The 15752-nt window shown below is 68.4% G+C and carries 8 protein-coding genes; 7 read left to right on the top strand and 1 reads right to left on the bottom strand.

Going from position 1 to position 15752, the window contains the following annotated elements; translation table 11 throughout:
- The first annotated feature begins 460 nt into the window (after positions 1–460).
- The 7 genes from rpoB (at position 461) to tuf (ending at position 13603) form a co-directional block, all read left to right on the top strand.
- Entirely contained in the window at positions 461–3943 is a 3483-nt protein-coding gene (gene rpoB, locus ACFZCF_RS09850) for a DNA-directed RNA polymerase subunit beta (RefSeq protein WP_388437714.1), read from the top strand.
- A gap of 98 nt (positions 3944–4041) precedes the next feature.
- Positions 4042–7941, top strand: coding sequence for a DNA-directed RNA polymerase subunit beta' (locus ACFZCF_RS09845; RefSeq protein WP_388437710.1), 3900 nt, complete (start codon positions 4042–4044; stop codon positions 7939–7941).
- A 157-nt stretch (positions 7942–8098) separates the two neighbouring features.
- Positions 8099–8929, top strand: coding sequence for a hypothetical protein (locus ACFZCF_RS09840; protein WP_388437707.1), 831 nt, complete (start codon positions 8099–8101; stop codon positions 8927–8929).
- Between the two features lie 313 nt (positions 8930–9242).
- Entirely contained in the window at positions 9243–9614 is a 372-nt protein-coding gene (rpsL, locus tag ACFZCF_RS09835; protein WP_003948652.1) for a 30S ribosomal protein S12, read from the top strand.
- 2 nt (positions 9615–9616) lie between these two features.
- Positions 9617–10087 carry a 30S ribosomal protein S7 gene (gene rpsG, locus ACFZCF_RS09830; protein ID WP_351110852.1) on the top strand — a complete coding sequence of 157 codons (471 nt, stop codon included), beginning with the start codon at positions 9617–9619 and terminating at the stop codon, positions 10085–10087.
- Positions 10088–10126: 39 nt separating this feature from the next.
- The gene (fusA, locus tag ACFZCF_RS09825) at positions 10127–12253 is read left to right on the top strand and encodes an elongation factor G (protein ID WP_388437702.1); all 2127 of its coding nucleotides are present in this window, start codon (positions 10127–10129) and stop codon (positions 12251–12253) included.
- 156 nt (positions 12254–12409) lie between these two features.
- Positions 12410–13603 (top strand): elongation factor Tu, encoded by a 1194-nt coding sequence (tuf, locus tag ACFZCF_RS09820; RefSeq protein ID WP_381722348.1) that lies wholly within the window; start codon positions 12410–12412, stop codon positions 13601–13603.
- Positions 13604–13727: 124 nt separating this feature from the next.
- Here the strand turns inward: tuf and ACFZCF_RS09815 are convergent, their stop codons facing one another.
- On the bottom strand, positions 13728–15704 hold the full coding sequence (locus tag ACFZCF_RS09815) for a PIG-L family deacetylase (RefSeq protein ID WP_391285745.1): 1977 nt from the start codon (positions 15702–15704) through the stop codon (positions 13728–13730).
- Positions 15705–15752 lie beyond the last annotated feature (48 nt).

Below are 15752 nucleotides of genomic sequence, written 5' to 3'. Positions count from 1 at the left end.
CGGCGTTCCCGGGACCCGCGTGGCGGGGGTCCTCAGGGTCACCGGAAGCGGAGTATGGTGATCTTCGCCGTGCGCCGCTCGCGGGCGGGGGCCTTGACGAACGGCACGCCGCGCGCAATTCTCAGGACGCGTCGTCACAACGATCCGATTCCGAGGCATGGATCGACGACGGAACGGGCAGTATCGAGGTGCGCCGCACGGCGCGAGTACCGCGGAGTTGAGAGCAACGAGGGTCGCGAGGAAGTCGCCCTGGACATCAGTGGGCCAAGTGGCTACACTGTCCCTTTGCGCTGCCTGTTAGCTGCCTCCTGCCCGTCACCAGGGGCATACCTTCGCATCAGCTTCGTGGACCGACCCCGTCTGACCTGGCCTTTCGGCCACTTCAGGAAACGTCTGCCGTGAAGCGTTGCTGGGGACCGGTACGCGCGTAGTGAGTCCGAGCCCTCGGAAGGACCCCCTCTTGGCCGCCTCGCGCAACGCCTCGAACAACATGAACAACGCCGCCAGCACCGCCCCGCTGCGCATCTCCTTCGCAAAGATCAAGGAGCCCCTCGAGGTTCCGAACCTCCTCGCGCTGCAGACCGAGAGCTTTGACTGGCTGCTCGGGAACGCCGCCTGGAAGGCTCGCGTCGAGGCCGCCCTCGAGTCGGGACAGGACGTCCCCACGAAGTCCGGCCTGGAGGAGATCTTCGAGGAGATCTCCCCGATCGAGGACTTCTCCGGGTCGATGTCGCTGACCTTCCGCGACCACCGCTTCGAGCCGCCGAAGAACTCCATCGACGAGTGCAAGGACCGTGACTTCACGTACGGCGCCCCGCTCTTCGTCACCGCCGAGTTCACCAACAACGAGACCGGCGAGATCAAGTCCCAGACGGTCTTCATGGGCGACTTCCCGCTCATGACGAACAAGGGCACCTTCGTCATCAACGGCACCGAGCGTGTCGTCGTCTCGCAGCTCGTCCGCTCGCCGGGCGTCTACTTCGACTCCTCCATCGACAAGACGTCCGACAAGGACATCTTCTCCGCCAAGATCATCCCCTCCCGGGGTGCCTGGCTGGAGATGGAGATCGACAAGCGCGACCTCGTCGGCGTCCGCATCGACCGCAAGCGCAAGCAGTCGGTCACCGTCCTCCTGAAGGCCCTCGGCTGGACCACCGAGCAGATCCTCCAGGAGTTCGGCGAGTACGAGTCCATGCGCGCCACCCTGGAGAAGGACCACACCCAGGGCCAGGACGACGCGCTGCTCGACATCTACCGCAAGCTCCGTCCGGGCGAGCCGCCGACCCGCGAGGCCGCGCAGACGCTGCTCGAGAACCTGTACTTCAACCCCAAGCGCTACGACCTGGCCAAGGTCGGCCGCTACAAGGTCAACAAGAAGCTGGGCGCCGACGCTCCGCTGGACGCCGGGATCCTGACCGTCGAGGACATCATCGCGACGATCAAGTACCTGGTGAAGCTGCACGCCGGCGAGACCGAGACCGTCGGTGACAGCGGCGCGTCGATCGTCGTCGAGACCGACGACATCGACCACTTCGGCAACCGTCGTCTGCGCAACGTCGGCGAGCTCATCCAGAACCAGGTCCGCACGGGTCTGGCCCGTATGGAGCGCGTCGTCCGCGAGCGGATGACCACCCAGGACGTCGAGGCGATCACGCCGCAGACCCTGATCAACATCCGGCCGGTCGTCGCCTCCATCAAGGAGTTCTTCGGCACCAGCCAGCTGTCCCAGTTCATGGACCAGAACAACCCGCTCTCGGGTCTGACGCACAAGCGTCGTCTGTCCGCGCTGGGCCCCGGTGGTCTCTCCCGTGAGCGGGCCGGCTTCGAGGTCCGAGACGTGCACCCGTCCCACTACGGACGCATGTGCCCGATCGAGACCCCCGAAGGCCCGAACATCGGTCTGATCGGTTCGCTCGCCTCGTACGGCCGCGTCAACGCGTTCGGCTTCATCGAGACGCCGTACCGCAAGGTCGTCGACGGCCAGGTCACCGACGAGGTCGACTACGTCACCGCCGACGAGGAGGACCGGTTCGTCATCGCGCAGGCCAACGCCGCGCTCGACGACGAGCTCCGGTTCACCGAGAACCGCGTCCTGGTCCGCAAGCGTGGAGGCGAGGTCGACTACGTCGAGCCGTCGGACGTGGACTACATGGACGTCTCGCCGCGCCAGATGGTGTCGGTCGCGACCGCCATGATCCCCTTCCTGGAGCACGACGACGCCAACCGCGCCCTCATGGGCGCGAACATGATGCGCCAGGCCGTTCCGCTCATCAAGGCGGAGGCCCCGCTCGTCGGCACCGGCATGGAGTACCGCTGCGCCACCGACGCCGGCGACGTCCTCAAGGCCGAGAAGGCGGGTGTCGTCCAGGAGCTGTCGGCCGACTACATCACGGTCGCCAACGACGACGGCACGTACAACACGTACCGCCTGCACAAGTTCTCCCGGTCGAACCAGGGCACCTCCGTCAACCAGAAGGTCGTCGTCGCCGAGGGCGACCACGTCATCGAGGGCCAGGTCCTCGCCGACGGTCCCGCCACCGAAGACGGCGAGATGGCGCTCGGCAAGAACCTCCTCGTGGCGTTCATGCCGTGGGAGGGCCACAACTACGAGGACGCGATCATCCTGTCGCAGCGCCTCGTGCAGGACGACGTCCTCTCCTCGATCCACATCGAGGAGCACGAGGTCGACGCCCGTGACACCAAGCTCGGCCCCGAGGAGATCACCCGGGACATCCCGAACGTCTCCGAGGAGGTCCTCGCCGACCTCGACGAGCGCGGCATCATCCGCATCGGTGCCGAGGTCGTCGCCGGCGACATCCTGGTCGGCAAGGTCACGCCCAAGGGCGAGACCGAGCTCACCCCGGAGGAGCGCCTGCTCCGCGCGATCTTCGGCGAGAAGGCCCGCGAGGTCCGCGACACCTCCCTGAAGGTCCCGCACGGCGAGACCGGCAAGATCATCGGTGTCCGCGTCTTCGACCGCGAGGAGGGGGACGAGCTTCCCCCGGGCGTGAACCAGCTGGTCCGCGTCTACGTCGCCCAGAAGCGCAAGATCACCGACGGTGACAAGCTCGCCGGCCGCCACGGCAACAAGGGTGTCATCTCCAAGATCCTCCCGATCGAGGACATGCCCTTCCTGGAGGACGGCACCCCGGTCGACATCATCCTCAACCCGCTGGGTGTCCCGTCCCGAATGAATCCGGGACAGGTCCTGGAGATCCACCTCGGCTGGCTCGCCAGCCGCGGCTGGGACGTCTCCGGCCTCGCGGACGAGTGGGCGCAGCGTCTCCAGGCCATCGGCGCCGACCAGGTCGCCCCCGGCACCAACGTCGCGACCCCGGTCTTCGACGGTGCCCGCGAGGACGAGCTCGCCGGTCTGCTCCAGCACACCATCCCGAACCGCGACGGCGAGCGCATGGTGCTCCCGACCGGTAAGGCGCGCCTGTTCGACGGCCGCTCCGGCGAGCCGTTCCCGGACCCGATCTCGGTCGGGTACATGTACATCCTCAAGCTGCACCACCTGGTCGACGACAAGCTGCACGCGCGTTCGACCGGCCCGTACTCGATGATCACCCAGCAGCCGCTGGGTGGTAAGGCCCAGTTCGGTGGCCAGCGCTTCGGTGAGATGGAGGTGTGGGCGCTGGAGGCTTACGGCGCCGCGTACGCCCTCCAGGAGCTGCTGACGATCAAGTCCGACGACGTGACCGGCCGCGTGAAGGTCTACGAGGCCATCGTCAAGGGCGAGAACATCCCTGAGCCCGGCATCCCCGAGTCCTTCAAGGTGCTCATCAAGGAGATGCAGTCCCTGTGCCTCAACGTGGAGGTGCTGTCCTCGGACGGCATGTCCATCGAGATGCGCGACACCGACGAGGACGTCTTCCGCGCAGCGGAGGAGCTCGGCATCGACCTGTCCCGGCGCGAGCCGAGCAGCGTCGAAGAGGTCTGACGGGAGTCCGGCGGACCTTGAGTGATCAAGGTCCGCCGGCCCCAGGACCCCCGTATCAGACCCCACAGCCTTACAACCCTGAGAGGGATTGACGCATAGTGCTCGACGTCAACTTCTTCGACGAGCTCCGGATCGGTCTGGCCACCGCTGACGACATCCGTCAGTGGAGCCACGGCGAGGTCAAGAAGCCGGAGACCATCAACTACCGCACCCTGAAGCCCGAGAAGGACGGACTCTTCTGCGAGAAGATCTTCGGTCCGACCCGGGACTGGGAGTGCTACTGCGGCAAGTACAAGCGTGTCCGCTTCAAGGGCATCATCTGTGAGCGGTGTGGCGTCGAGGTCACCCGCGCCAAGGTGCGCCGCGAGCGGATGGGCCACATCGAGCTCGCCGCTCCCGTCACCCACATCTGGTACTTCAAGGGCGTCCCGTCGCGCCTCGGGTACCTGCTCGACCTCGCCCCGAAGGACCTGGAGAAGGTCATCTACTTCGCGGCGTACATGATCACCTTCGTCGACGACGAGCGCCGCACGCGCGACCTGCCGTCGCTGGAGGCCCACGTCTCCGTCGAGCGCCAGCAGATCGAGCAGCGCCGCGACTCCGACCTGGAGAACCGCGCCAAGAAGCTCGAGTCCGACCTGGCCGAGCTGGAGGCCGAGGGCGCCAAGGCCGACGTGCGCCGCAAGGTGCGCGAGGGTGCCGAGCGCGAGATGAAGCAGCTGCGCGACCGCGCGCAGCGCGAGATCGACCGTCTGGACGAGGTCTGGTCGCGCTTCAAGAACCTCAAGGTCCAGGACCTGGAGGGCGACGAGCTCCTCTACCGCGAGCTGCGTGACCGCTTCGGCACGTACTTCGACGGCTCGATGGGTGCCGCGGCGCTGCAGAAGCGCCTGGAGTCCTTCGACCTGGAGGAGGAGGCGGAGAAGCTCCGCGAGATCATCCGGACCGGCAAGGGCCAGAAGAAGACCCGTGCGCTCAAGCGCCTCAAGGTCGTCTCCGCGTTCCTGCAGACCGCGAACAGCCCCAAGGGCATGGTTCTCGACTGCGTGCCGGTCATCCCGCCGGACCTCCGTCCGATGGTGCAGCTCGACGGTGGCCGCTTCGCGACCTCCGACCTGAACGACCTGTACCGCCGTGTGATCAACCGCAACAACCGTCTGAAGCGTCTGCTCGACCTCGGTGCCCCCGAGATCATCGTGAACAACGAGAAGCGGATGCTCCAGGAGGCGGTCGACGCCCTCTTCGACAACGGCCGTCGCGGTCGCCCGGTGACGGGCCCCGGCAACCGTCCGCTGAAGTCCCTCAGCGACATGCTGAAGGGCAAGCAGGGTCGTTTCCGTCAGAACCTGCTCGGCAAGCGTGTCGACTACTCGGCGCGTTCCGTCATCGTCGTCGGCCCGCAGCTCAAGCTGCACCAGTGCGGTCTGCCGAAGGCCATGGCCCTGGAGCTCTTCAAGCCGTTCGTGATGAAGCGCCTGGTGGACCTGAACCACGCGCAGAACATCAAGTCGGCGAAGCGGATGGTCGAGCGCGGCCGCACGGTCGTGTACGACGTCCTCGAAGAGGTCATCGCCGAGCACCCGGTGCTGCTGAACCGTGCGCCCACGCTGCACCGCCTCGGCATCCAGGCCTTCGAGCCGCAGCTGGTCGAGGGCAAGGCCATCCAGATCCACCCGCTCGTCTGCACCGCCTTCAACGCGGACTTCGACGGTGACCAGATGGCCGTGCACCTGCCGCTCTCCGCGGAGGCGCAGGCCGAGGCCCGCATCCTGATGCTGTCCTCGAACAACATCCTCAAGCCGGCCGACGGCCGCCCGGTGACGATGCCGACCCAGGACATGGTCCTCGGTCTGTTCTTCCTCACCACCGACGGCGAGCTGCGTGACGTCAAGGGCGAGGGCCGCGCGTTCGGCTCCACGGCCGAGGCGATCATGGCGTTCGACGCCGGCGAGCTGTCGCTGCAGTCGCAGATCGACATCCGCTTCCCGATCGGCACCGTTCCGCCGCGCGGCTGGGTCCCCCCGGTCGCCGAGGAGGGCGAGCCGGAGTGGCAGACGGGTGACTCGTTCCGTCTGAAGACGACGCTGGGCCGCGCGCTCTTCAACGAGCTGCTGCCCGAGGACTACCCGTTCGTCGACTACTCGGTGGGCAAGAAGCAGCTCTCCGAGATCGTCAACGACCTGGCGGAGCGCTACCCCAAGGTCATCGTGGCGGCGACGCTCGACAACCTGAAGGCGGCCGGCTTCCACTGGGCGACCCGTTCGGGCGTCACCGTGGCCATCTCCGACGTCGTCGTGCCCGAGGCCAAGAAGGCCATCGTCAAGGGCTACGAGGAGCAGGACGAGAAGGTCCAGAAGCAGTACGAGCGCGGTCTCATCACCAAGGAAGAGCGCACTCAGGAGCTCATCGCGATCTGGACCAAGGCGACCAACGAGGTCGCCGAGGCGATGAACGCGAACTTCCCCAAGACGAACCCCATCTTCATGATGGTTGACTCGGGTGCCCGAGGAAACATGATGCAGATGCGGCAGATCGCCGGTATGCGTGGTCTGGTGTCGAACGCCAAGAACGAGACCATCCCGCGTCCGATCAAGGCGTCCTTCCGTGAGGGTCTGTCCGTCCTCGAGTACTTCATCTCGACGCACGGTGCCCGTAAGGGTCTGGCCGACACCGCCCTGCGTACCGCCGACTCGGGTTACCTGACCCGTCGTCTGGTGGACGTCTCGCAGGACGTGATCATCCGCGAGGAGGACTGCGGCACCGAGCGCGGTCTGAAGCTGCGGATCGCGGCCAAGGACGAGGCCGGTGTCCTGCGGAAGACGGACGACGTCGAGACCTCCGTGTACGCGCGGATGCTCGCCGAGGACGTCGTCGTGGACGGCAAGGTCATCGCGCCGGCCAACGTCGACCTGGGTGACGTGCTCATCGACGCCCTGGTCAACGCGGGCGTCGAGGAGGTCAAGACCCGCTCGGTCCTGACCTGTGAGTCCGCCGTCGGCACCTGTGCCTTCTGCTACGGCCGCTCGCTGGCCACCGGCAAGCTGGTCGACATCGGTGAGGCGGTCGGCATCATCGCCGCCCAGTCCATCGGTGAGCCCGGTACCCAGCTGACGATGCGTACCTTCCACACCGGTGGTGTGGCCGGTGACGACATCACCCAGGGTCTGCCGCGTGTCGTCGAGCTCTTCGAGGCGCGTCAGCCGAAGGGTGTCGCGCCGATCTCCGAGGCGGCCGGTCGCGTCCGCATCGAGGAGACCGAGAAGACCAAGAAGATCGTCGTCACCCCGGACGACGGCACCGACGAGACGGCCTACCCGATCTCGAAGCGTGCCCGTCTGCTCGTGGGCGAGGGCGACCACGTCGAGGTGGGCCAGAAGCTCACCGTGGGTGCCACCAACCCGCACGACGTGCTCCGGATCCTGGGTCAGCGCGCGGTCCAGGTCCACCTGGTCGGCGAAGTCCAGAAGGTCTACAACTCGCAGGGCGTGTCGATCCACGACAAGCACATCGAGATCATCATCCGGCAGATGCTCCGCCGCGTGACGATCATCGAGTCCGGCGACGCGGAGCTCCTCCCGGGCGAGCTGGTCGAGCGCTCGAAGTTCGAGCAGGAGAACCGTCGTGTGGTCACCGAGGGCGGTCACCCCGCCTCCGGCCGTCCGCAGCTGATGGGTATCACCAAGGCCTCGCTGGCCACGGAGTCCTGGCTGTCGGCCGCCTCCTTCCAGGAGACGACCCGAGTCCTGACGGACGCGGCGATCAACGCCAAGTCCGACAGCCTCATCGGCCTCAAGGAGAACGTGATCATCGGTAAGCTCATCCCGGCCGGTACGGGTCTGTCCCGCTACCGCAACATCCGGGTCGAGCCGACCGAGGAGGCCAAGGCGGCGATGTACTCGTCCGTCGGCTACGACGACCTCGACTACTCGCCGTTCGGCACCGGCTCCGGCCAGGCCGTTCCGCTGGAGGACTACGACTACGGTCCGTACAACCAGTAAGCGAGTCGCTTGACCGAAGGGCGGCCACCCCGTGCGCGGGGTGGCCGCCCTTCGGGCTTCCGGCGCCCAGGGCGCCCGGGGGCCGGTCCCGGGCGCCCGGCTTCCGTGGCACCGGCCGCCGGTAGGTTGGCCCTTCCAGACCCCCGAGGAGCCGCCCGTGTCCGCCCCCCGCCCCCGCCTGCTCTACGTCACCGACCTCGCCTACCCGGCTCGCGGACGCCGTTACTGCGACGAGGACATCGACCTCACCGCCCGGCTCCGAGCCTCCTTCGACCTGGCGCTCTGCCACCCGCGTGACGCCGCCGCCCTCATGGGGGCCTTCGACGCCGTCGTCGTCCGCAACAGCGGCCCGGTCCTCCACCACCAGGAGGCCTACGACCGCTTCCGGGAGCGCGCCACCGCCCTCGGCACCCGCGTCTACAACCCGCTCCACGGGCGCGGAGACATGGCCGGCAAGCAGTACCTCGTCGACCTCACCGCGGCCGGGTACCCGGTCATCCCCACGGTCGACCGAGCCGAGGACCTGAAGCACCTCCCCGAGGCCGGGGAGTACGCGGTCAAGCCGAAGGCCGGCGCCGATTCGATAGGACTGCGCTTCCTGCCGTACGAGGAGCTGTCCGGCCTCACGGTGGACGGCGACCTCCTGGTCCAGCCGCGGATCGACTTCGCGTACGAGGTCTCCTTCGTCTTCGTCGACGACGTCTTCCAGTACGCGCTGTACGCCCCCGATCCCGAGCGCCGCTGGGTCCTGGAGCCGTACGAGCCCACCGGGGCGGACCTCGCCTTCGCCCGCCGTTTCGTCGAGTGGAACACCCTCGACCACGGCGTCCAACGCGTCGATGCCTGCCGTACCCGGGCGGGGGAGCTGCTCCTGGTGGAGCTGGAGGACCTCAATCCGTACCTCTCGCTCGACCGGGTCGGCGAGCCCGTCCGCGTCCGCTTCACCGAGTCCCTGACCCGCTCGCTTCGTGGCTTCCTGGCGGCCTGACGAGCATGGTTGACAGCGGGGCGGAAATATGCATTGCGGGGGTCGGGGTAAGATCCAACCGGTGTCCGGACCGGCGGCATGGGCTCTTCTTTTGACCGCAGTCCGTGCGATAGGTACGCTCATGCCTTGTGCCTGGGGTGTGCCTGGGCTCCTGTGCGTGTCCACAACCGCACGGTGAGTCCGAGTGCGGCCGCCGTGATCCGCGCCTCTCCGTGTTCTGCGGGAGGTCCACCGGGTCCGACACACCCGACCGCGTGGGTCGGGGAATGTTCCAGGTTAGTAGTACTTACGGCACACAGAAACCGGAGAAGTAGTGCCTACGATCCAGCAGCTGGTCCGGAAGGGCCGGCAGGACAAGGTCGAGAAGAACAAGACGCCCGCTCTCGAGGGTTCGCCCCAGCGCCGTGGCGTCTGCACGCGTGTGTTCACGACCACCCCGAAGAAGCCGAACTCGGCCCTCCGTAAGGTCGCGCGTGTGCGTCTGACCAGCGGCATCGAGGTCACGGCCTACATCCCGGGTGAGGGACACAACCTGCAGGAGCACTCCATCGTGCTCGTGCGTGGCGGCCGTGTGAAGGACCTGCCTGGTGTTCGTTACAAGATCATCCGCGGCTCCCTCGACACCCAGGGTGTCAAGAACCGCAAGCAGGCCCGCAGCCGCTACGGCGCCAAGAAGGAGAAGTAAGAATGCCTCGTAAGGGCCCCGCCCCGAAGCGCCCGGTCATCATCGACCCGGTCTACGGTTCTCCTCTTGTCACGTCGCTGATCAACAAGATCCTGCTCGACGGCAAGCGCTCCACCGCTGAGCGCATCGTCTACGGCGCCATGGAGGGCCTGCGCGAGAAGACCGGTGCTGACCCGGTCGTCACGCTGAAGCGCGCCCTCGAGAACGTCAAGCCGGCTCTCGAGGTCAAGTCCCGCCGTGTCGGTGGCGCCACCTACCAGGTGCCGATCGAGGTCAAGCCCGGTCGTGCCTCCACCCTCGCGCTGCGCTGGCTCGTCGGTTACTCCCGCGCCCGCCGCGAGAAGACCATGACCGAGCGCCTCATGAACGAGCTCCTGGACGCCTCGAACGGCCTGGGTGCTGCGGTCAAGAAGCGCGAGGACACGCACAAGATGGCCGAGTCCAACAAGGCCTTCGCGCACTACCGCTGGTAGTCGCAACCCCCATCGAGACCGAGAGAAGACTGAAGCCTTATGGCTACCACTTCGCTTGACCTGGCCAAGGTGCGCAACATCGGCATCATGGCCCACATCGACGCGGGCAAGACGACCACCACCGAGCGGATCCTGTTCTACACCGGCGTTTCGTACAAGATCGGTGAGGTCCACGACGGCGCTGCCACGATGGACTGGATGGAGCAGGAGCAGGAGCGTGGCATCACGATCACGTCCGCTGCCACCACCTGCCACTGGCCGCTCGAGAACGTCGACCACACGATCAACATCATCGACACGCCGGGCCACGTCGACTTCACCGTCGAGGTGGAGCGTTCCCTGCGCGTGCTCGACGGTGCTGTGACCGTGTTCGACGGCGTGGCCGGCGTCGAGCCCCAGTCCGAGACCGTCTGGCGTCAGGCGGACCGCTACGGCGTTCCGCGCATCTGCTTCGTCAACAAGCTCGACCGCACGGGTGCCGACTTCTTCCGCTGCGTCGAGATGATCGTGGGCCGCCTCGGCGCCACCCCGATCGTCATGCAGCTCCCGATCGGTGCCGAGGCCGACTTCCAGGGCGTCATCGACCTCGTGAAGATGAAGGCCCTCGTCTGGTCCGCCGAGGCGACCAAGGGCGAGATGTACGACATCGTCGACATCCCGGCCGACAAGCAGGAGCTCGCCGACGAGTGGCGCGCCAAGCTCGTCGAGGCCGTCGCCGAGAACGACGAGGAGCTCATGGAGCTCTTCCTCGAGGGCGTCGAGCCCACCGAGGAGCAGCTCTACACCGCGATCCGTCGCATCACCATCGCCTCCGGCAAGGGCGGCGACACCACGGTCACCCCGGTGTTCTGTGGCACCGCGTTCAAGAACAAGGGCGTCCAGCCCCTGCTCGACGCCGTCGTCCGCTACCTGCCGTCGCCCCTCGACGTCGAGGCCATCGAGGGCCAGGACGTCAAGGACGCCGAGGTCGTCGTCAAGCGCAAGCCGTCCGACGACGAGCCGCTGGCCGCCCTCGCGTTCAAGATCGCGAGCGACCCGCACCTGGGCAAGCTCACCTTCGTCCGGATCTACTCCGGTCGCCTGGAGGCCGGCACCGCGGTGCTGAACTCCGTCAAGGGCAAGAAGGAGCGCATCGGCAAGATCTACCGCATGCACGCGAACAAGCGTGAGGAGATCGACTCGGTGGGCGCCGGCGACATCGTCGCCGTCATGGGCCTGAAGCAGACCACCACCGGTGAGACGCTGTGCGACGAGAAGAACCCGGTCATCCTGGAGTCCATGGACTTCCCGGCGCCGGTCATCCAGGTCGCGATCGAGCCCAAGTCCAAGGGTGACCAGGAGAAGCTGGGTGTCGCCATCCAGCGTCTCGCGGAGGAGGACCCCTCCTTCCAGGTGCACTCGGACGAGGAGACCGGCCAGACCATCATCGGTGGCATGGGCGAGCTCCACCTCGACATCCTCGTCGACCGCATGCGTCGCGAGTTCAAGGTCGAGGCCAACGTCGGCAAGCCGCAGGTCGCGTACCGCGAGACGATCCGCAAGGCCGTCGAGCGCGTGGACTACACCCACAAGAAGCAGACCGGTGGTACCGGTCAGTTCGCCAAGGTGCAGATCGCGATCGAGCCCATCGAGGGCGGCGAGGCGTCGTACGAGTTCGTGAACAAGGTCACCGGTGGCCGCATCCCGAAGGAGTACATCCCTTCGGTCGACGCCGGTGCGCAGGAGGCCATGCAGTTCGGCATCCTGGCCGGCTACGAGATGACGGGCGTCCGCGTCATTCTTCTCGACGGTGCCTACCACGAGGTCGACTCCTCCGAGCTCGCCTTCAAGATCGCCGGCTCGCAGGCCTTCAAGGAGGCCGCGCGCAAGGCTTCTCCCGTGCTCCTCGAGCCGATGATGGCCGTCGAGGTCACCACGCCCGAGGACTACATGGGCGAGGTCATCGGCGACATCAACTCCCGCCGTGGCCAGATCCAGGCCATGGAGGAGCGGGCCGGTGCCCGCGTCGTGAAGGGCCTCGTGCCCCTCTCGGAGATGTTCGGCTACGTCGGCGACCTGCGCAGCAAGACGTCCGGCCGTGCCAGCTACTCCATGCAGTTCGACTCCTACGCCGAGGTTCCGCGGAACGTCGCCGAGGAGATCATCGCGAAGGCCAAGGGCGAGTAACGCACCGCGTTCAACGCACCGCGTCCACACGCTTTAGGCTTGTCACCGACCGATGGGGGCCGTCCCGAGCGGGACACCCCTGTCGGACGGCACCCCAGCAAAGATCACCTGGCGCCGATGAAGCAAGGCGTTCAGAACCACTCCAGGAGGACCCCAGTGGCGAAGGCGAAGTTCGAGCGGACTAAGCCGCACGTCAACATCGGCACCATCGGTCACATCGACCACGGTAAGACGACCCTCACGGCCGCCATTACCAAGGTGCTGCACGACGCGTACCCGGACCTGAACGAGGCCTCGGCCTTCGACCAGATCGACAAGGCTCCCGAGGAGCGCCAGCGCGGTATCACGATCTCGATCGCGCACGTCGAGTACCAGACCGAGTCGCGTCACTACGCCCACGTCGACTGCCCCGGTCACGCGGACTACATCAAGAACATGATCACGGGTGCCGCGCAGATGGACGGCGCCATCCTCGTGGTCGCCGCCACCGACGGCCCGATGCCGCAGACCAAGGAGCACGTGCTCCTGGCCCGCCAGGTCGGCGTTCCGTACATCGTCGTCGCCCTGAACAAGGCCGACATGGTGGACGACGAGGAGATCCTGGAGCTCGTCGAGCTCGAGGTCCGTGAGCTCCTCTCCGAGTACGAGTTCCCGGGCGACGACCTGCCGGTCGTCCGCGTCTCCGCGCTCAAGGCCCTCGAGGGCGACAAGGAGTGGGGCGAGAAGCTCCTCGGCCTCATGAAGGCCGTGGACGAGTCCATCCCGCAGCCCGAGCGTGACGTCGACAAGCCGTTCCTGATGCCGATCGAGGACGTCTTCACGATCACCGGTCGTGGCACCGTCGTCACCGGTCGTATCGAGCGTGGTGTCCTCAAGGTCAACGAGACCGTCGACATCATCGGCATCAAGACCGAGAAGACCACCACCACGGTCACCGGCATCGAGATGTTCCGCAAGCTGCTCGACGAGGGCCAGGCCGGTGAGAACGTCGGTCTGCTCCTCCGTGGCATCAAGCGCGAGGACGTCGAGCGCGGCCAGGTCATCATCAAGCCGGGCTCGGTCACGCCGCACACCTCCTTCGAGGCCCAGGCGTACATCCTGTCGAAGGACGAGGGTGGCCGTCACACCCCGTTCTTCAACAACTACCGCCCGCAGTTCTACTTCCGTACCACGGACGTGACCGGCGTCGTGACCCTCCCCGAGGGCACCGAGATGGTCATGCCGGGCGACAACACCTCCATGACCGTCGAGCTGATCCAGCCCGTCGCCATGGAGGAGGGCCTCAAGTTCGCCATCCGTGAGGGTGGCCGGACCGTCGGCGCCGGCCAGGTCGTCAAGATCAACGCCTGATCTTGAACTGACCTGGTAGCTCGTACGAGCTGCTAGCAGTTGGGGAAGGCCCCGCACCGCGAGGTGCGGGGCCTTCTCGCGTCCCGGGGCCACTTCCTACGGTCGCCTCTCCCGCGACCGCCTCCTACGGCCGCCAGGACCAGGGCCGGCCGTCCGGGCCGAGGCCCGCCACCGTCACCCCGTCGGCGTCCACGTGCAGCGCGGCCGCCGATGCCGCCGGCGCCTCCGTCCGGGTCCGCAGCCGCCCGCCGTACCGGACGCACGCCCGGCCCTCGGTGTCCGTGCCGAGCAGCACCGGGCCGAGCGCCGCCGAGCGGGCCGCCCGCACCTCGCCGTAGCCGTCCAGGCCCGCGTCCCCGCCGTCCGGGTCGAGCAGCCGCGCCGAGGCCGGCGCCCGGAACCACAGCGCGCCGCCCGCGCTCGCCACCGTCGAACCCGACAGCGGCAGCACCCCCGGCGCTTCCCGGCCGTCCACCCAGTGCCGTACGGACTCCCGCCCCGCCGCGTACACATGGGTCCGCCCCGCCGCGTCCACCGAGACGGCGAGCCCGTCCTGCACCACCGCGTCCCCCGGGAGCGCCCGCCACGGGCCCCACCCGCCGTCCGGCTCGCGGACCCGCTCGGCGACGCCCCGTGCCGCGTTCCGCACGTACAGCCGGACCCGGCCGTCGGGCGCCGCCACCGCCACCGGCGCGCCGAGCCGGCGGCTGCGGTCCGCCCCCAGGTCAGGGGTGCCGAGGTCGCGCCAGGCGAGGAACGGGCCGCCCGGGGAGCGCTGCTCCAGGAGGACCACCTCCCGCCGGTTGGGCCCGCCGTGCCCCTCCAGGGCCGCGAACCGCACCCCGAGGAGCAGCACCCGCCCGTCCGGCAGCACCGCCGAGCCGAGCCCCGGCGCCAGCGGGCCGCCGCCCAGGTCCTCGGGGTCGCCCCACACCCCCGGCGCGGCCTCCCGCCACCGCACCGCGCGCAGCCCCAGCACCCCGTACGCGGCGAGCCGGCCGTCCGGCTCCGGGACGAGCGCGAGGCCGGGGCCCGGCCAGCGGCGGTGGGTGGAGCGGACCCAGCCCTTGCGATTGGTCAGCGGCCGGTCGCCGCCGACGCCGTAGTCACCGCACCCCGAGGGGTTCCCGCACGCCCAGGACGGATCGCCGCCGTACGGCACGAGGCGGGCCGCCTTCCCCGCCAGCACCGCCGGCGGCAGGTTCTTCGGCCAGTGCCGGTTGTAGTAGCCGCGGAAGGCGGCCGCGGCGAAGAGCGGGACCGGCGCCCCGGCCCGTACCTCCTCCGCCACCCAGCGCACCAGCGCCGACCAGGCGAAACAGGCCGCCGCCGTGTGGTCCCCGTGGTCCGAGTAGCCCGGCTGCTCCGAGTCGCGGCGGCGGACCGCCTCGGGGCTCGGCTGCACGTCCGGGTCCGGATCGAGGGTGTGCACCACGGTGGGCCGGTAGCGGCGCAGCAGCCCGGTGAGCGCCGCGACCAGGCCGTCGTGGTCGTACGTCCCCGGGCGGGCGACCGGCGAGCCGGCCGAGCGGTGCGCGGACAGTTCCAGGCCGCGGTCCTCCCACAGGGCGGGCAGCGCCATGTACCGGCGCGGGGTGTGCATCGGCAGGTCGAGGTGGATCAGCTCGACCCGGCGGCCGCCGTGCGCGAGGACCGCCCGCTCGGCCGTCCGGTCGCCGCCCAGGGCGAGCGCCTCGCGCCGCCACGGGGCGAAGAGCGGCAGGCCGAGGGCCCGGGCGTAGCTCTGCCGCAGGCCCTGGCGGCGGGCGGAGGAGTACGCGGCCCGGTCCGGCGGGGTCCTCGGCATGCCCTTGATCCGGTTGACGCCGGTGTGCTCGCCCGCCGTCACGTAGACGGAGACCAGCGGCACCCCGGCGTCCAGGAGCCGCTGCGCGTCCGGGTTCATGAAGTACAGGTCGTCGTCGGGGTGGGCCACGATCTGGAGCAGCAGCGCGCGGCGCGGCTCCCCGCCGGCGAACGGCTTGCCCGGAGCCGGGTCCGCCGCCGGGGAGGTCGGGCGCGGGGCGGGCACGGAGCAGCCCCCGGTGAGCGCCGTGGTCACGGCGGCGGCCAGGAGCGTACGGCGGGACGGTCGGTGCACGGCGGAAGGCCCTTCCCCCAAGGTCGGTCCCTGGCTAGACGGCCGGCG

Origin of the sequence: Streptomyces sp. NPDC007945, assembly GCF_042958885.1 — a bacterium.
Taxonomy (GTDB): domain Bacteria; phylum Actinomycetota; class Actinomycetes; order Streptomycetales; family Streptomycetaceae; genus Streptomyces.
Note: the sequence above shows the minus strand (reverse complement) of the source record. Positions and strands in the feature narration are given on the sequence as shown.

Excerpts from the sequence above, each read along its gene's own strand:
- rpsG (WP_351110852.1), top strand. The coding sequence starts at position 9,617 with ATGCCTCGTAAGGGCCCCGCCCCGAAGCGCCCGGTCATCATCGACCCG.
- fusA (WP_388437702.1), top strand. The coding sequence starts at position 10,127 with ATGGCTACCACTTCGCTTGACCTGGCCAAGGTGCGCAACATCGGCATC.